This window comes from Sphingobium sp. EM0848 (assembly GCF_013375555.1).
Lineage (GTDB): Bacteria > Pseudomonadota > Alphaproteobacteria > Sphingomonadales > Sphingomonadaceae > Sphingobium.
The window spans coordinates 13,005-30,757 of sequence record NZ_JABXWB010000003.1 but is presented as its reverse complement, the minus strand read 5'-3'; the positions used below and the strand labels follow the sequence as shown (position 1 = coordinate 30,757).

Sequence of the window (17,753 nt, the reverse complement as noted above, 5' to 3'; positions counted from 1 at the left end):
TCGCTCTCCGATCGCAATTCTCTGAACGCGGTATGGCGCGATCTCATCATGGGCGTGCCCACTCGAAAGGAGGGGCCGTCCTGATCGAGCCTCGAGCCCGAATGATGAGTGCCCGTCCTTTTTACGGGGTTGCGACGCTTGGGATGCTCTTAGTCAAGATGAAGCAAGACCGCTCGGGCCAATTCAATAAGAGGGAGGGATGGACATGCCTGGAACTAAGTATCTGATGACGGTGTCGTGCGTGGCGATCGCAATAGCAGCTCTGTCGACTGTAGCGCAGGCGCAGGAACAAGCTGCCTCGTCTGCACAGCAGACCCCAACCGCCGATCAGGATGCTGATGGCGGGGTCGGGGATATCGTGGTGACGGCGCAGCGCCGATCGGAAAGCATCAACAAGGTGCCTCTCTCGATCCAGGCATTTGGCGGCGACACGCTCGCTAAGGCGGGCGTAACGGATGCAGCGGGTATCTCGCAAATGGTTCCCGCGTTCAACTTCAGCCGTTCGAGCGCCAATACGCCCATTTATACGGTGCGCGGCATTGGCTTCAACACGCCAAACCTGTCGGCGACCTCGCCGGTCGGCATCTATGTCGACGAGGTTGCCTACGCCTATCCCTATATGAGCAACGGTCCCTCCTACGATATCGAGCGGGTGGAGGTGTTGAAAGGGCCACAAGGCACGCTTTATGGCCGGAACACCACTGGCGGGCTGGTCAATTTCATCACCGCGAAGCCGACCAGGGATTTCCATGCCGGTCTGACGGCAGAGGTGGGCAATTACGAGACGATCAACTTCGAAGGCTTCGTGAGCGGACCGTTGACGGACACGCTGAGCATTCGCGTCGCGGGACGCTGGGACACCGCCGACAGGGGCTGGCAGCGTAACGTCAATGTGCCCGGGCAGCGCCTTGGTGAGAAGGACCGGATGGGTGGGCGCGTCACTCTGCTGTGGGAACCCACAGATCGCCTGACTGTGACGCTCGGCGGCTCCTTCTGGAAAGATAATTCCGACACTATCGCGGTCCAGGCGGTCGCCTTCAACCCGGACTCTGCGCCATTTGTCGCGCCGGGGCTCGCATCGCAAATCCACACGAACTGGAAGGCCGGCGAGGCGAGCTGGGGGCCAAGCTATCCGGCCAAGCCAGCCTACAAGGCGGACTCCAGCTTCTGGTCTGCTACCGGCCGAATAGATTATGAACTGAGCGATGCCCTGACTTTCACCTCACTTTCAGGCTATTCCGACGTCAAGCGCCATGACATGAATGACGTGGATGGTACGACCTTCGAACCATCTGAATATCTTTCGGACGGCCGCATCCGATCCTTTTCGCAGGAATTGCGCCTGACTGGCGAGACTGGCCCCGTAAACTGGATCGTGGGTGGCTATTTTTCGCGCGACAAAATTCGCGACGACCAGATCGGCTATTATCGCGATTCATCGATCCTCAATACATTGGCTTTCCTGGGTCAGACAGTTCCGCAAACCACCTACACAGCCTCGCAGATCGCAAATGGTTTCAACACATTCCGAAACCTGTCCAGCCAGGTCAGCCGCTCGCTGTCCGCGTTTGCAAACGCGGACTGGGCGATTTCCGACCAGATGAAGATCAGCGGCGGCGTGCGCTATTCGGACGACAAGCTCGACTTCAAGGGTTGCTCGGCCGACCATGACAACAACACCGCGCCGGTTTGGAATACTGGCGTGGCGGCGATCGTTGCCGCCAGGACGGGCCGCCCGTTTGCCAATCCGGGAATCGGCCCCAACCAGTGCCTGACCTACAAGGCCGACTTTTCGGGTCCGGCCGGCCTCGTCAGCAACCAGCTCAAGCAGGACAACGTGTCTGGGCGCCTTGCCCTGACCTGGACTCCAAACAGCCATACCCTGGCCTATGCATCGGTCAGCCGCGGTTATAAGTCGGGTGCCTTCCCGGTAGTCGCCGCCAACGTCGTCACCCAGCTCGTTCCGGCGCGCCAGGAAAAGGTCACCGCCTACGAGGCGGGCGTGAAGCTCGGACTATTTGACCGCCTCGTGCAATTCAACGCCGCCGGTTTCTTCTATGACTATCGCGACAAGCAGGTGTTCGGCGAAATACTCGATCCGATCTTCGTTTCTCTGACCCGCATCGTGAATATCCCCAAGTCCGAAGTGTACGGCGCGGAGACCGACATCACCATCTCGCCAACACGCGAGCTGCTGCTCAAATTCGGCGCGTCATACACCCACACCAAGGTCACAGAGTTCACCGGCTTCAACCGCTTCGGCCAAGCGCAGGACTTTGCCGGTTCGGCATTCCCGTTCACGCCGAAGTATCAGCTCAACGCGCTGGTCTCCTACGATCTACCGATCAATGACGATCTTGCGATCCAGTTCGGCGCCAACGGCAACTACCAGGGCAAGACCGTCGGTTCGCTCGACGAGGATCCGGTGTTTGACGTGAAGGCCTATACGATCGTCAACGCGAACATCGCGTTGCATCGGCAGGACGATCGCTGGAGCATCGGCCTCTATGCCCGCAACCTCTTCAACGAGAATTATTATACCGCAACCGATATTCTGACCGACACATCCATCCGGGTTCCCGGAATGGTGCGGACCTACGGTTTGGTCGCTTCCTTCAAATATTAACCGAATAGAGGTCAACGTGAACGTCCCCATTGCTTCGCCCGGTGCACTCGACGGCATAAAAGTCGTCGACATGACCAGCGTCCTTTTCGGCGCCTATACCTCGCAGATCCTTGGCGACCTGGGCGCCGATGTCATCAAGGTCGAGGCGCCGGGAACCCGCGCCGACAATGGGGGCGATATCTTCCGTTATACTGGAAAGTCCGCCAGGACCCAGGCGATGGGGCCGATCTTCATGCACTACAACCGCAACAAGCGATCCGTGCTGCTGGATCTCAAGCAGGAAGACGCCCGCGAGGCACTGCGGCGGCTGATCGCGGGCGCCGATATCTTCATCACCAATGTCCGAATGGGAGGGCTCGAAAAACTCGGCTTTAGTTATGAGTCCGTAAAAGCACTGAAAAACGATATCGTCTATGTCCATTGCTCGGGATATGGCTCGGAAGGTCCCTATGCCAAGAAGCAGGCTTATGACGACCTGATCCAGGCTGCTGCGGGTGGCACGGACTTGATGAGCCGGGTCGATGGAAACCCGGCTCCGCGATACCAGCCATCGCTGATTGCCGACAAGTCATCTGGCCTGTTCGGCGCTTATGCGACGATGGCAGCGCTGTTCCATCGGCAGCGTAGCGGCCAGGGTCAGTTTGTCGAAGTGCCGATGTTCGAATGCTTCAGCTATTTCAACATGACGGAGAATCTTTACGGCCATACTTTTGAGCCCCCGACTGGCAGTTTTGGTTACAGTCGCGTGTTCAATCCCAACCGCAAGCCCTATCCGACCAAGGACGGCTACCTCGCGATCCTCCCCTACTCAGATTCGCAGTGGGACGATTTCTTCGAGATCGGCGGGCTGCCGCCGGGTACGTTCACGAAGAATCCCCGCTACGCGACCTATGCGCTCCGGACCGAGAATATCAGCGAAATCTATGCGATGATCGAGGAAGTCGCCAAGACGAAGACAACGCGCGAGTGGGTCAATGCCCTGACCCAACGCAACGTGCCCTGTATGAAGGTCAACCGTCTGGACGAAGTTCTCGACGACGAGCATCTGAACGCCATCGGCTTTTTCGAGAAGCGCGAGCACCCATCCGAAGGTACGTATATCTCGTTGCGGCATCCGGTTCGATTCAGTGCAACGCCGGCTTCTGTCCGCCGTGATCCGCCCCGTCTTGGCGAGCACACCCAGGAAATCCTCGCAGACGTCGGACTGGGTAGAGCACCGGATGCCGCCGCATGACCAATGTGGTCATTGTCGGTGTTGGCGAAATCAAGGATCGGCCGCCGGAGCCTATCCTGGGCCTCGATCCCCTGGATCTTATGGCAGCCGCTGCGAGGAATGCAGAGGTCGATAGCGGCGTCGCCCTGTTGGACAGGATCGACGCTGTCGAGGTGATACATCAGATCTCATGGCGTTACGAGGATACCGCACGCAAATTATGCGAGCGGCTGGGGCTTGCGCCCGCGCGCGCCACCTATCATGCCGGCGGCGGCGAAAGTCCACTGAGGGTGTTGCACGACGCTGCCCTGCGTATCATCGACGGGCAGTCCAGGATCGCGCTTATCTGCGGTGGAGAGGCGCGCAGTACCATACAGAAGGCGCGCAAGGCGGGTGTTGATCTACCATGGGTCGCCAAAGCGAAGGTCATGGAGCAACCGTGGCGGGTCGAGGAAATGATTTCCCCGATGGGCCGCGCCCATGGCATCGCGCAACCGACCTACATCTATCCATTGTTCGAGAATGCCACGCTGCAGGCATGGGGCATGACCCCGGCCGAAGCGCAGGCCGAATCGGCGGACCTGTGGTCGCGCTACGCCGCCGTCGCCTCGATCAACCCTACCGCCTGGCTGCAACGCGCCGTTGCGCCCTCGGAAATTACGACGGTCACACCGCAAAACCCGCTGGTCGCGTGGCCCTATCCCAAGCTTATGGTGGCCAATCCAACGGTGAATCAGGGCGCGGCCGCTATCATCATGGCGGAAGAAACGGCACGTGACCTTGGCGTCGATCCAGCCCGCATGATCTATCTCATTGGCGGCGCCGCATCGAAGGAGCCCGAGGATTATCTTGATCGGGACTGTTATCACACGTCCCCCTCTCAGCAGGCGGTACTCGAAGCGGTCGGCGCCCTGAATGAGGCTCCGTTCGACCATCTCGAACTTTACAGCTGCTTCCCCTGCGTGCCCAAGATGGCGCGGCGCACGCTTGGTCTGAGCGAAGATGTCGTACCAACCGTTACGGGCGGGCTCACTTTCTTCGGCGGACCGTTCAACGATTATATGCTGCACGCGACATGTTCGATGACACGCCAGCTCAGGGCGCAAGCGGGCAACGGCCTGCTTTACGGCCAGGGTGATTTCGTGACCAAGCATCACGCCGTCGTGCTCTCGAGTTATAGGCCGCAGATGCGTCCGGCCATGGACTACCGCGTCGACAGCAAAGCCGATGCGATACGGGGCGCTGTGCCACTTGTAATAGACTGCTACGAGGGACGCGCGGCCATTGAGAGTTTCACCGTCCTGTACGGTCGTGACAACGCTATCGATCGCGGGATCGTGATCCTGCGGACGCTCGACGGTCGGCGCACCATGGCGCGCGTCCCTCCTGCCGATACACATACAATTGCGCGTCTGACCGACATGTCGCGTTCGCCGATCGGCGAGAACGGAACCGTGACGACCGGGGATGACGGCCTGCTGGAATGGAGACTTTAATGACCGAAATCCTCGTTGACCGCCCCGTCCCTCACGTCGCGCGGGTCACCATCGACCGCCCTGATGCGCGGAACGCGATCAATGGTGCGGTAGCGCGCGCGCTGGAACAGGCGGTCATCGAAACCGAGGCCGACGACGAGATTCGCTGTGTCATCCTCACTGGCGCCGGAGATCGTGCATTCTGCGCCGGCGCGGACTTGAAAGAGATTTCAGCAGGCAGAATTGGCGACCTCGTTACCCGTAACGGCGGGTTTGCGGGGTTCGTCCGAGCGCCGCGCCAGAAGCCCTGGATCGCGGCAGTAAACGGCGTCGCCCTGGCCGGTGGTACGGAGATTGTTCTTTCTTGCGACATGTCGGTCGTCTCAGATGACGCGAAGCTTGGGCTGCCGGAGGTCAAGCGAGGCCTGGCCGCGTTAGCGAGCGGCCTCTTCCGGCTCCCCAGGGCACTGCCCCGTGCAATCGCCCTTGAACTTATCGCAACGGGCGAGCCGATCTCCGCCGCTCGCGCACACGCCTTCGGTCTGGTGAACAGGGTCGTCGCGAAAACCGATGTTGCCGCAGAGGCTCTCGCGCTGGCCGAACTCATCGCGGCGAATGCGCCGATAGCCGTCAGAGAAAGCCTGGTAATAGCGCGTGACGCGTATAATCGGCCCGAAGAAGATCTTGAAGCCGCAGCCGCTGCCATGGGCAAGAGGCTCGCGCTCACCGACGATTATAAGGAAGGTCCGCGCGCTTTCATCGAGAAACGCGCACCGCGTTGGACAGGTCGCTAAGGGAAACTGACAATGAAAAATTTTACGATGACAATCGCCGGCAAGGCAGTCGAGAGTACCGACGTGATCACTGTCATAAATCCGGCAACCGGGAAGCCGCTCGCAACCGCTCCCGATTGCTCGACCGAGCAACTCGAACAGGCCGTCGCAAGCGCACGTGCAGCCGTTCCGGCCTGGCGGGCCACGTCGGATATGGACCGTGGTCGTGTCCTCAAGGCCGCCGCCGCTGTGCTGGCCGCGAATGCAGACGAACTCATGCGCCTGCTGACGAGCGAACAGGGCAAGCCTCATGACGAAGCCCGTTTCGAGATAATGGGCGCAGCTTATTGGCTATCGTCGCTGGCGGGGATGGAGATACCCGTCGAGGTGAACGAGGATAGCGCCGAGCGGCGGTCTGAGACACGGCACGTTCCTATTGGCGTCGTCGCCGGTATCTCGCCCTGGAACTTCCCGGTCCTGCTGTCCTTCTGGAAGATCGCCCCGGCGTTGCGAGCGGGCAACACCATGATCCTGAAGCCGTCTCCCTTCACACCGCTGACGATGCTACGGATCGGCGAACTGCTGCGCGGCGTTATCCCCGATGGCGTACTCAACATCATCACCGGAGGTGATGCGCTCGGCCCGAAAGTGACGGCTCACCCGGGAATCGACAAAGTCAGCTTTACCGGCTCGACCGCCACAGGCAAGCGCGTGATGGCGTCGGCTGCCGCCGACCTCAAGCGCGTGACACTCGAGCTTGGGGGCAATGATGCGGCGATCATCATGCCCGATGTCGATGTCGATGCTGTTGCCAAGGACCTGTTCTGGGCTGCTTTCCGGAACTCGGCCCAGATCTGCATCGCAACCAAGCGGATGTACGTCCATGAAGCGATTTATGATCGGCTTGCCGCGGCCCTGACAGACTATGCGCAATCGGTGAAAATGGGTGACGGTTCCGAACAAGGCACCGAACTTGGCCCCGTGCAGAACAAGCTGCAGTTCGACCGGGTCGTGGAAATAATCGAGGACTGCAAGGACAACGGGTTTCGCTTTCTTACTGGCGGCGAGGTTTCGCAGGATGGCCCGGGCTATTTCATTCCCGTAACCATCGTCGACAACCCGCCTGAAGAGTCGCGCGTCGTGCAGGAAGAAGCGTTCGGCCCCATATTGCCCCTCATAAAGTTCAGCGAACTCGAGGATGTGATTTCTCGCGCAAATGCCTCTGAATTTGGGCTGGCAGGTTCAGTCTGGTCGTCGGACACCGACGCAGCGCTGGCAATCGCCGCGCGACTCGAGACCGGAACGGTCTGGATCAATGAAGTTCAACATCTTTCGCCATTCCAGGCATTTGCCGGTCACAAGCAGTCAGGCCTCGGTGTCGAGAATGGCTTGGGCGGCCTGCTCGAATATACCATGCCCCAAACGATCACCGTAAAGGCTGCCAAGGCTGCCTGATCCCTACAGCATGGCCAATCGGCGGGCGCGCGCGAGGGCGCCCGACCGATTACGCACTCCAAGCTTGTTGTAGATATTCTGAATGTGCCACTTCGTCGTGGAAAGGCCCAGGTCGATATGATCAGCGATGGCCTGGCTGGTTAGGCCGGTATCCAGCAGAACCAACACCTCATGCTCGCGCGCCGTCAGCCGGTCGACCGGGGCCTGCTCGTCACTCCCATCAGCCTGTATACGATAACGCGAGCGCAGCGCTTCGATGAGAACTCCACTCGCTCCTGGCATAGCCGAAGACAGGTCGGTCTCTGCGAGCAACGAGGTCAAACCCCATCCAAAGTCCATGATCGTGCGGTGAAATCCCCGCTCGCTCGCCATACGGATGGCGCGCTCGAAACTGCGTTTGGCGCCCCCCATTTTCCCGGTGCTCGCCGCGCAGGTCGCGGAAAGCATCAGAAGCTGCACATGTTCGCGCGCGCGTCCTGCCTTCTCAGCAGCCGGAAGCAATCTGTTGGCAATGGCCAATGCTTCACTGAATTTTCCCTCGCTGAGCGCCACCCAAGCACGGGTCTGCTCGACATCATGGACCATATATTTAGGGATCGGCTGTCCTGTTGCAACATGCCACCACCCTTCGGCAAGGCCGACAAATGCTGCACTGAAATTGTCCGATGCGTCTGCCGCGCGGCCATGCCTGAGTTGAAGAGCTACTGCCAGGAGGTCGGCGCTTACGCTGTAGCGCAACCCCCTGACCAACCGATGCTGGGTCTCACACAGCGCCGCATCTACGCCATCGGATTCCTCGGCAAGCAGCGTTGCGGCTTCTAGCGCAGCAATGTGCGTTTCGATCAGCCCATTATCGCCGACATGGAGATGCCCTGCGGAGAGATGTTCGCGAGCGAGGGCGACCTCGCCCGTCTCGACGAGAATTCTCGCGGCGAGGAGGTGGACGGTACCGATCATCGATGCCGCGATCTCGTCGGATGCGTGGGCGCGTTCGAGCGCGGAAAGAATGATTTCTCGAGCCCGGGTCGCACGACCAGATTGAAGCTCGAGATAGGCTTCCGCCTTCGCAACCCAAAGCTGGCCGTATTTTCCGCCCCCTTCTCCAGCCCGTTGACGGGCAATCAGCAGGTCACGTCGGGCAGCGTGCCTGTCTCCCAACTGATAATGACCCAGGGATCGAGTGACGCAGACGGCAGCTGTCTGAAACGCATCGAGCTGTTCCCAGCGCGTCATCCAGTTGTCCGCCAGATCGACCAGTGCCAGCATGTCATCGCCCCGCGCGGCGACGCTCACCCTCAGCCTGTCGCGATGTGCCAGCCAGAGCCTGGGTGCGTCTTTGGGCATCTCGCGGTCGAGAATGTCGAGCTCGGCCAGCGCCGGATCAACCTGCAGGGCCAGCACCAGTGCCCATGTCTTCCAGAGCCTGAGCGCAACGGAGATCGGTTGACCGGCTTGCTCGAGTTGTTCGGTCCAGGCCAGCATTCTCGGCAATTCGCCTAGGCCATGGGCAATATTGGCCGCATTTGTGACGATAAGGTCTTGCGCACGTTGGAGGTCACCTGCCCCCAGGGCGTAGTCGACAGCATCGCAATAGGCCTCCCGCCGCTCGCACCAATCACTGGCAGCGCGCAGAAGCTCAATACTTTTTGTCGCGCCAGCCTGGCGCTTTTTCGCGTCCAGAAACTGCTGAAATATCCCGTGAAGTCGCAGCCAATCGCCGCCGCCTGTGGCAGGAACGATCATGACATTTTCAAGTCGGGCGCGCTGGAGAAGGAGCTCGGACGAGGGATTGATCACCTCTCGCAGCATTGCCGGCGAAAAACGCTCCAAATCCGCCAGATCAAACAGAAAGCGACGCATTGCGTCATCAAGCTCTGAATATATGCTTTCGTTGAGATACTGACCGAGATCATCGCGGGGATAGACTTCACGAATATCTACCTTTGACCATCCTCCACGTCGCCTTGCCAGCATGCCATAGCATTGCGCGGCGATCGGCCAGCCTTCGATCCATTGCGATACTTTCCGAGTCTGTCCCGCGCTTGGCATCTGGCCGGCATAGAAACCAAGGAGCGCACCGACTTCATTTTCATCAAGGGCGAGGAGTTCCACATCTAGTATTTCAACCCGCCCCCTTGCCACGAGACTGATCCAGTCCATGTCGGGAAGCATCCGCGTAGCGATCACAAAACACTGTGTCGCATCATTGGAGGTGATGGTTCGGATCAGCCGGGCAAATTTGCGCGAATCGGCATCGTGGGCATCGTCGATGAAGATGACGTCAGCGTTTCCGCCGGGTTGCCCGTCGCTGACGATGCGATCCAGTTGGCACCACGCGACTTGTCCGCCAGCATATTCAATCGCGTCGGAATAGCCCCGCAAAAGGGTCGTCTTGCCATAGCCTGGCGGCGCGGAGATGAGGATCACGCTGGACTTGCTCTGGCGCAATCGCTCGAACGCCCTTGTGGGGACAACCCCGCTCGCCACATTGCGTGCCTCGGGCACGGCCTGAGATTGGACTGCAGAGGAAACCGTCTCTGCACTTCGTGCGTGGGTCCTGAGCATTGATCCTACTCCTTGGGCGTTCTCTAGCCGAGACGCTCGCTTCTGGTCTTCAGCCCGTCGAGAAGGAAGCGCACCAGATGATCGGCGTAGGCGTCCTTGAGGGCTGGTGTAATTTCCGGGGGGCCCGATAGAAATGGCAGGGTGCTGCGCGAATGGAACAGAAACTCGCACGCGCCGATCACGGTATAATAGAAGAGGTTGGTGTCGACAGATGTTATATCGCCGGCCTGGCGACATTCGTCGAGGATGCGTGCCTGATACTGTTGAAGTGGCGCTATGAAAATCCTGGCTAATTCGCGAGCGGTTTCGGCATTGCCGGACTGAAGAACATTGATCAGTCGGTTGATATAGGGATAACGGAAGTAGACGTTGATGACACCACGGATGTGCAGCTCGAGCTTTTTAAGCGGCGCCACATCCTGGACAACAAGATATTCGAGGTTGTGCAGGGCTTTGGCAGCGTCGCGCTCGAGGAGAGCCAGCAATAGCCCCTCCTTACCCCGGAAATAATAATTCACCAGCCCGTGATTGAGCCCAGACCGAACGGCGATCTCGCTGAGAGAAATGTCCAGCGTATCACGCTCGCTCAGCAATGCGCTGGTTGCGTCCAGCAAACGCTCCCGCGCTGCTACGCGGCCATTCTCATCGACGCGGACGCCTATCCTAGCCATACGAATCCTCCCTCCATGTGTTTATTTATGCGCATAGATAAACTCTGGCAAGTGATTTCACCCTCCTTTTGGCTAGGGCGACGAAGGGGCCCGCATGGCAAGCAACAGGAGGGCCACTTTTAAGGTATGCGATCGATGAAGATAACTGCGGCAGTCGCCAAATTCCCGAAAGCCGATTTCGAATTCGCCGAACTCGAACTGGAGGAACCACGGGACGACGAGATATTGGTGCGTATCGCTGCTGTGGGCCTCTGCCACACCGACCTTGTCGCGCGGGACCAGATCCTACCTGTACCGCTACCGGCCATTCTAGGGCATGAAGGGGCCGGTATGGTTGTTCGGGTTGGTGCGAACGTCTCGAAAGTCGCCGAAGGCGATCATGTGGTTCTGACATTCCGCTCATGCGCCGTCTGCACGCGCTGCCTCGCGGGAGAGCCGACCTATTGCGAGCAGGCACTGGCCCTGAACTACACAGGCTGCCGTCCGGATGGCTCGAAGGCGATCCACGATCATGGCGCGCCCGTGTCGAGCAACTTCTTTGGCCAATCGTCTTTCGCGACCTATGCGCTCGCTTACGAATCCAACGTGGTGAAGATCGATCCGACAGTCCCGCTCGAACTTTTAGGACCGCTAGGTTGCGGCGTACAAACCGGTGCCGGGGCCGTGCTGCGGGCACTGGCCTGCCCCAAAGGGTCCTCGATCGTCATCTTGGGGGGAGGCTCGGTAGGGCTCAGCGCAGTTCTCGGTGCCGTGATTGCCGGATGCACAACCATCATCGTCTCTGACCCCAAGGCGGAACGTCGTGCGCTGGCGCTCGAGCTCGGAGCCACGCATGTCATCGACCCGACGGCCGAGAAGGTGAACAAGGCCGTTCGACGCCTCACGGGCGCTGGGGCAGACTTCGCTCTGGATACTACCGGCGCAGGCCCCGTGATGGACAGCGCGCTTGGATGCCTGCGGCCCCACGGTACGCTGGCACTGCTCGGCGTGCCGTCGAACCCCGAGCAGCGCCTGCCTGGCCTTGCTTCAACGGTGCTCATGTTCGGCTACACGATCAAGGGTATCATCGAGGGAGATAGCCAGCCGGACAGCTTCATCCCCGAACTCATCTCTTACTATCTCGAGGGCCGGTTTCCCTTCGACAAGCTCATCAGCCTTTACCGCTTCGACCAGCTCAATCAGGCAGTGCAGGATCAGCACGATGGAAAGATCGTAAAGGCGGTTCTCACGATGCCGAACCACCTTCTCTAGAAGGTTTTAGAAGCAGGTAAAAACACAGTTCGACACAGCCAGTCACCTGCGGACTGACGAAAACGCGTCCAACCATAAATCCGGTCCGATGCAATCGGACCGGATACTGCTAAAGCCTTCACGGCGCCGCTGCCTTCGTCTTTCGATGACAGGATCACCCGATATCTTGGGAAAATTGATCGGAAAACGTGGTCGGCCAGTCGACTAGCAGATTGCCTGCCCGTTGCGGGCAATGGCGTTTAGCAAGGACTTACTGGGAGAGGTTTCTGTCGAACGCGGGGATCTCGAACTGCGACGACCACCAAGGCTGCGCGCTGCTGCACCAGATTTGCACTTTCGGGTCGATGCCGCCCTTGTCGTCCAGCGTGCCGGCTTTGAGGTAGGCGATCTCGGGCTTGTCCGAGGGTTCTGTCATGATGGGCGAGCCGCAGGCTGCACAGAACCGCCTGTAGATGACCGTACCGCTCTCTCCGCGATCCGTGTAAGACGCCAGGTCTCCAGAGACTGCCAGATCCGATCGCTGCACCACGAGATTGACCGAAAAGGCGCTCCCGCTTTGCTTCTGGCAATGGGCGAAGTGACAAATCGCGGTCAACAGCGGCGGCGCCGCCAATTCGTAGTGTATCTGTCCACAAAGGCAGCTTCCGGCCAATGGCTTTACGGTATGCATTGGAGACCCCTTCCCTTCTTGATGGCGGCACAATGCGCCAGGCCGCTGTTAGTCTTCAGGGGCGATCCGCACGACGACGCCGTCGTGCGAAGCCCCGACGATCAATTGACAGGAGAGGCGCGAGCAACCGGTACGATGATCCGAGGAATCCAGCAGGTCGTTCACATCCTCGCCGATCGGCGGAAAGACGTCTGCCGAACTTTCCACCATCACGTGGCATGTTGCACATGAACAACAGCCGCCGCAAAGCGCCAGCATTTCATCAATGCCGGCGTCGCGAATGGCTTCCATGACCGATATGCCCACGGCCCCATCGACCTCTTGTCGGTCTCCATCGCGGAAAATGACAGTAATTTTGGGCATTTCCAGACTCTCCCCCAGCGCCTTAAAGTGCTTCGATGATCATGGCGTTGGCGATGCCGCCTGCCTCGCACATCGTCTGCAGGCCATAGCGCTTGCCGTGGCGTCGAAGGGCGTGGACAAGGGTCGCCATCAGCTTGGTGCCCGAAGAGCCAAGCGGATGACCAAGTGCTATGGACCCGCCATGAATGTTCAGGCGAGCAGGGTCGGCCTTGATCACCTCCAGCCATGCGAGTGGAACCGGCGCGAAAGCCTCGTTCACCTCGTAGAGATCGATCTCGTCGATGGACATGCCAGCACGCTCGAATATTGGCGGCAGCAAGTTCGATGGCGGCGACCTTGACCAGGCCGGCGATCGCATGCTTGTTGGCGGTGTAGGCCGCCAGTCCAGCGACGCCGATCGTGCTTGCGACCGATCCGGTCGCAACGATCGCGCCGCCGCCCGACAGAACCCCTTGCCGAGCTCTGCGCTTCTAGGAGGCCAATGCCGTTGTGGCGAACGGAGTTTTGGGTTGATCATCGCTCGAAGGTGGTCTGATGCGGAACCAGAGCGCATAGAGGGCCGGCAGGAACAACAGCGTGATAACGGTGCCGCCCAGCGTGCCGCCGATCAGCGTGATCGCCATCGAGCCCCAGAACACCGAGCTGATCAGGGGCACAAACGCCAGCACCGCGGCTAACGCTGTCAGGATGACCGGCCTGGAGCGCTGGACCGTCGCTTCGACCACCGCGTCGAAAGGGGACAGCCCGGCACGTTCATTGTCGTGGATCTGGCCGATCAGGATGAGCGTGTTGCGCATCAGGATGCCCGCCAATGCGATGAGGCCGAGAATCGCGTTGAATCCGAATGGCTGACCGGTCACCAGCAGGGTGGGCACCACGCCGATCAGGCCGAGCGGGGCGGTCGAGAGTACGATTCCCATGGCGGACAGACTGCGGACCTGGAGGATGATGACGATCATCATCAGCACGATCATGATCGGGAAGATTGGAGCGAGCGCGGCGTTGGCCTTGCTGGCCTCCTCGATCGAGCCCGCCGTGTCGATATGATATTCGCTCGGCAGCTCCCTGATGATCGGCTGCAGCTTATCGAATATCGCGGTCGAGACATCGGGTGGCTGAAGACCGTCGGCAATGTCGCCCCGCACGGTGATGGTCGGCAGGCGGTCGCGGCGTTGGAGGATCGGATCCTCCATCCGCACCTCGAGCTTGCCGATCTGACTGACCGGCACGCGCTCGCCGCCGGCGCCCGTCAGCGTGTAATCACCGATGCGCGCCGGGTCGAGCCGGTCATTGCCGGCGGAACGGGCAACGACATCGACGGTACGGATGTCTTCCCGTGCCTGGCTGACGGTGACGCCGGTCAGCAGGAACTGCAACTGCTCGGCGGCATCGCTCGAGGTCAGTCCCAGTGCACGCAGACGATCCTGGTCGAGAACGAAGTGCAGTGCCGGTGCGCGCTCGCCCCAATCGATATTGACCGTGCGCATCATCGGGTCGGTCTGCATCAGATCATGCACGCGGAAAGCGATGCTACGGACGGTCGCGAGATCGGGGCCACTGACACGGAATGCGACGGGGAAGGGCGAGGGCGGTCCGAAGACCAGCTGCGTCGCCCGCACGCGTGCCGCCGGCGCGAGACCGTCGGCCACGGCCTGCCGCAGACGCTGTTTAAGGGCGTCGCGATCTTCTTCCTTGTCGGTGCGCACGACGATCTTGGCGAAGGAGGGATCGGGTAGTTCGGGCGACAGGGCCATGAAGAAGCGGGGGGCGCCTTGGCCGATATAGGCGGTGACGATTTTCGCCTCGGGTTGCTTACGGAGCCAGTCTTCCACCTGTCGGGCGGACTCGCTGGTGTTCACGATGGCCGTGCCCTTGGGCATCTGCACCTCGACCAGCAGCTCGGGCCGATCGGACGTGGGAAAGAACTGCTTCTTCACCGCCCCTATGCCGACACCAGCGATCAGGAACGCGCCCACTGTCGTCAGCACGACCAACTTCTTGCGCTGTACCGCCCAGCCGATGATTCCACGGACCTTTTCGTAACGCGGTGTCTGGTAGATGGCTTCATGACCACCTTCGACGGGCTTAATCATGGGCAGCATCTTGACGCCCATATAGGGGGTGAAGATCACAGCGACGAACCAGGACGCGATCAGCGCGAAGCCGACCACCCAGAAGATGTTGCCGGCATATTCGCCGGCGGTCGATTGCGCGAAGCCGACCGGCATCAGGCCAATGACGGTGACAAGGGTGCCGGCCAGCATGGGGGCTGCCGTATGGCTCCAGGCATAGGCCGACGCGCGGATGCGATCATAGCCCTCCTCCATTTTCACCACCATCATCTCGATGGCGATGATGGCGTCGTCGACCAGCAGCCCGAGGGCGAGGATCAGGGCGCCAAGCGTGATGCGATCCAGCACGCGGTCCGTTGCCCACATGATGACCAGAGTGACCGCCAGCGTGAGCGGAACGGCTGCGGCCACGACGATGCCCACGCGCCATCCCAAGCTGATGAGGCTGACGATCATCACAATCGCGAGCGCTTCCATGAAGGTGTGCATGAACTGGTCGACGGCCTCGCTGATGTTCACCGATTGGTCAGTGACGGCCGTAAGCGTCATTCCGAGCGGCAGTTCTGCCCGGACCTTGTCGATCTCGGCATTGAGCGCCTTACCGAGATCGAGGCCGTTCCACCCATCACGCATCACGACGCTCAGCAGCAGTGCCGGCTCACCCTCGCTGCGGATCAGGAAGGACGCGGGATCCTCGTAACCGCGCTCAACGTTCGCGATTTCCGACAAGCGGATCGTATTGCCATTCATCGCGATCGGCAGGTCGCGAATCGTGGACAGATCGTCGAAGGCGCCATCGAGGCGGACGACGACCTGCTGGCCTTTCGTTTCGATCGACCCGGCGGGCGTGATGAGATTCTGCTTGGCGAGCGCATCGAAGATGGCACGTGGCGAGATGCCGAGCGTAGCGAGCCGCTCCTGGGCAAATTCCACATAGATACGCTCGGGCCGTTCGCCCACGATCTTGATCTTGTTGACGCCCGGCACATGGAGCAGCCGCTGGCGCAGTCGTTCGGCATCCCGAGCTAGGTTGCGCTGAGGCTCGCCCTTGGCCTTCAAGGCATAGAGGGCGAAGCTGACGTCGCCATATTCATCATCGACGAAAGGACCGACGACGCCGCGCGGTAGCTTTAGCGCCTCGTCCGACATCTTCTTGCGTGCCTGGTAGAATTGCTCCGGCACTTCCTTGGGCGGCGTCCGATCGCGCAACGTCACGGTGGTGAAGGCGAGGCCCGGCCGCGTGAAGGTTTCGCTGCGATCGTACCAGCGCAGTTCCTGAAGACGCTTTTCGAGCGGCTCTGCGACCTGATCCTGCATCTCCTGCGCGGTTGCGCCCGGCCAGGCGGTAACCACCGTCATGACCTTGATGGTGAAACTGGGATCCTCGGCGCGGCCTAGCTTCAGGAAGGCGAAGATGCCCGCGAGGATGATCGCGATCAGCAAGAACAGGGTGACAGACCGTTCTCGAACGGCAAGGGCGGACAAGTTGAACGGTCCGGGTGTTTCCGAACCGCCACTCATTGTGCCGACACCCGGACTTGCTGACCTTCGTGCAGCATGTGTGCACCCATGGCCACGAAGCGATCACCAGAGTTCAGCCCGGCAGCGAGTGTCGCGCTTTCTTGGCCAAGGGATACGATACGTACCGGACGCCATGTCACGGTCGGTTGTGATCCCTTACGAATGACCCACACACCCGGGCCCTTGCCGACATCGCGGATCGCGCCGAGCGGCACCTGGGTTGCGCGGACATCGCCGGGCAGCGCCAACATCACCGTGACAGTCGATCCCAACGGCGCGCGGGCGGGGGTGCCGCTCAGGACATAGCGCGCCTCGAAAGTCCGGGATTCGGGGTTGGCGGCATCGGACAACTGTCTCAGGGTGGCGGTTCCGCTTGCACCCTCGTAGGTGCGCGCCTGCGCGGCCGATCCGATGGCGGGACGCAGCGTCTCGGGCAGTTGCACCAGCGCCTCGCGCGGGCCTGATCGGGCCACACGCACGACAATCTGGCCCGCGCTCACCACTTGCCCCGGCTCGGCCAAAGTTTCGACGACCGTCCCGTCGGCATCCGCCACGAGGACACTGTAATTTGCTTCATTGCGAGCCACACGCGCCTGTGCCTCGGCCGCTGACAACTGGGCGCGGGCCGAGTCAGCCGCAGCCATCGCCTGATCATAGGCAGACGCCGATACCGCGCCCGCGCCAACCAGATCGCGGAACCGCCTTTCGTCCGCAGCCGTCTGCCGCGCGCGCGCGCGCGCCGCGTCGACGGTACCGAGCGTGGCGCGTGTGGCGAGTGCCAGGTCCGTCTGATCGATTCGCATCAAAGGCTGACCCCGTCGGACTATATCACCCGCGTTGACGAGGCGCTCGATAACCTTGCCTCCGACTCTGAAACCAAGATCGCTCTTAACCTGCGCGGCGACCACACCGGTAAATTCCCGGTTCACTTCCCCTTCGGCCGCAGGCTGCATAACCCGGACGAGCGGCGACTCCGTACGCGGGTCCGCCTCTGCCTGATGGCAGGCTGCCAAAGGAAGCGAGAATGCAAGGGCGGATAATCCCGCTCCGATAAATCGAATCGACAAGGCTGGATCCTCCAAACTTTGAAGGATCATG

At 60.6% G+C, this 17,753-nt stretch carries 13 protein-coding genes and 1 pseudogene; 6 read left to right on the top strand and 8 right to left on the bottom strand.

The features are described from left to right. Positions 1 to 205: 205 nt before the first annotated feature. From HUK73_RS16325 to HUK73_RS16305, 5 genes are read left to right on the top strand one after another with little or no spacing between them, the layout of a single operon-like run. The gene (locus HUK73_RS16325; RefSeq protein ID WP_176593104.1) at positions 206 to 2,626 is read left to right on the top strand and encodes a TonB-dependent receptor; all 2,421 of its coding nucleotides are present in this window, start codon (positions 206 to 208) and stop codon (positions 2,624 to 2,626) included. Between the two features lie 16 nt (positions 2,627 to 2,642). Further along, complete coding sequence (locus HUK73_RS16320; RefSeq protein WP_176593103.1) at positions 2,643 to 3,860, top strand: CoA transferase; 1,218 nt, start codon at positions 2,643 to 2,645, stop codon at positions 3,858 to 3,860. Continuing rightward, entirely contained in the window at positions 3,857 to 5,335 is a 1,479-nt protein-coding gene (locus HUK73_RS16315; RefSeq protein ID WP_176593102.1) for an acetyl-CoA acetyltransferase, read from the top strand. Before HUK73_RS16320 ends, HUK73_RS16315 begins: the two co-directional genes overlap by 4 nt. Then, a complete protein-coding gene (locus HUK73_RS16310; protein ID WP_176593101.1) occupies positions 5,335 to 6,108 on the top strand; it encodes an enoyl-CoA hydratase-related protein in 774 nt (257 codons plus the stop codon). Before HUK73_RS16315 ends, HUK73_RS16310 begins: the two co-directional genes overlap by 1 nt. A 12-nt stretch (positions 6,109 to 6,120) precedes the next feature. Next, a complete protein-coding gene (locus HUK73_RS16305) occupies positions 6,121 to 7,542 on the top strand; it encodes an aldehyde dehydrogenase family protein (protein ID WP_176593100.1) in 1,422 nt (473 codons plus the stop codon). A 3-nt stretch (positions 7,543 to 7,545) separates the two neighbouring features. On the opposite strand, the gene HUK73_RS27205 is transcribed toward HUK73_RS16305, so the two are convergent. Both HUK73_RS27205 and HUK73_RS16295 read right to left on the bottom strand, forming a co-directional pair. After that, positions 7,546 to 9,969, bottom strand: a complete 2,424-nt coding sequence (locus tag HUK73_RS27205; protein WP_176593099.1) for a LuxR C-terminal-related transcriptional regulator — start codon at positions 9,967 to 9,969, stop codon at positions 7,546 to 7,548. Positions 9,970 to 10,130: 161 nt separating this feature from the next. Continuing rightward, the gene (locus HUK73_RS16295; protein WP_176593098.1) at positions 10,131 to 10,778 is read right to left on the bottom strand and encodes a TetR family transcriptional regulator; all 648 of its coding nucleotides are present in this window, start codon (positions 10,776 to 10,778) and stop codon (positions 10,131 to 10,133) included. Between the two features lie 135 nt (positions 10,779 to 10,913). Between HUK73_RS16295 and HUK73_RS16290 the strand changes: the two genes are divergently transcribed. Then, on the top strand, positions 10,914 to 12,029 hold the full coding sequence (locus tag HUK73_RS16290) for an NAD(P)-dependent alcohol dehydrogenase (protein ID WP_176593097.1): 1,116 nt from the start codon (positions 10,914 to 10,916) through the stop codon (positions 12,027 to 12,029). Positions 12,030 to 12,279: 250 nt separating this feature from the next. Here HUK73_RS16290 and HUK73_RS16285 read toward each other — a convergent pair whose 3' ends face one another. From HUK73_RS16285 to HUK73_RS16260, 6 genes and pseudogenes are all read right to left on the bottom strand, one after another. Further along, positions 12,280 to 12,699 carry a GFA family protein gene (locus tag HUK73_RS16285; protein WP_176593096.1) on the bottom strand — a complete coding sequence of 140 codons (420 nt, stop codon included), beginning with the start codon at positions 12,697 to 12,699 and terminating at the stop codon, positions 12,280 to 12,282. Positions 12,700 to 12,747: 48 nt separating this feature from the next. Continuing rightward, positions 12,748 to 13,062, bottom strand: a complete 315-nt coding sequence (locus HUK73_RS16280) for a 2Fe-2S iron-sulfur cluster-binding protein (protein WP_176593095.1) — start codon at positions 13,060 to 13,062, stop codon at positions 12,748 to 12,750. Between the two features lie 22 nt (positions 13,063 to 13,084). Next, positions 13,085 to 13,450 (bottom strand): hypothetical protein, encoded by a 366-nt coding sequence (locus HUK73_RS26820; protein WP_369805551.1) that lies wholly within the window; start codon positions 13,448 to 13,450, stop codon positions 13,085 to 13,087. Continuing rightward, positions 13,419 to 13,490 (bottom strand): annotated as a pseudogene (locus HUK73_RS27200) (hypothetical protein); the annotation flags it as partial. The gene HUK73_RS26820 and the pseudogene HUK73_RS27200, both read right to left, overlap by 32 nt. Positions 13,491 to 13,532: 42 nt before the next feature. Then, positions 13,533 to 16,655: an efflux RND transporter permease subunit gene (locus HUK73_RS16265; RefSeq protein WP_176593094.1), complete on the bottom strand. Its 3,123-nt coding sequence runs from the start codon at positions 16,653 to 16,655 to the stop codon at positions 13,533 to 13,535. Further along, positions 16,652 to 17,752 (bottom strand): efflux RND transporter periplasmic adaptor subunit, encoded by a 1,101-nt coding sequence (locus HUK73_RS16260; protein ID WP_176593093.1) that lies wholly within the window; start codon positions 17,750 to 17,752, stop codon positions 16,652 to 16,654. Before HUK73_RS16260 ends, HUK73_RS16265 begins: the two co-directional genes overlap by 4 nt. Position 17,753: the final 1 nt, after the last annotated feature.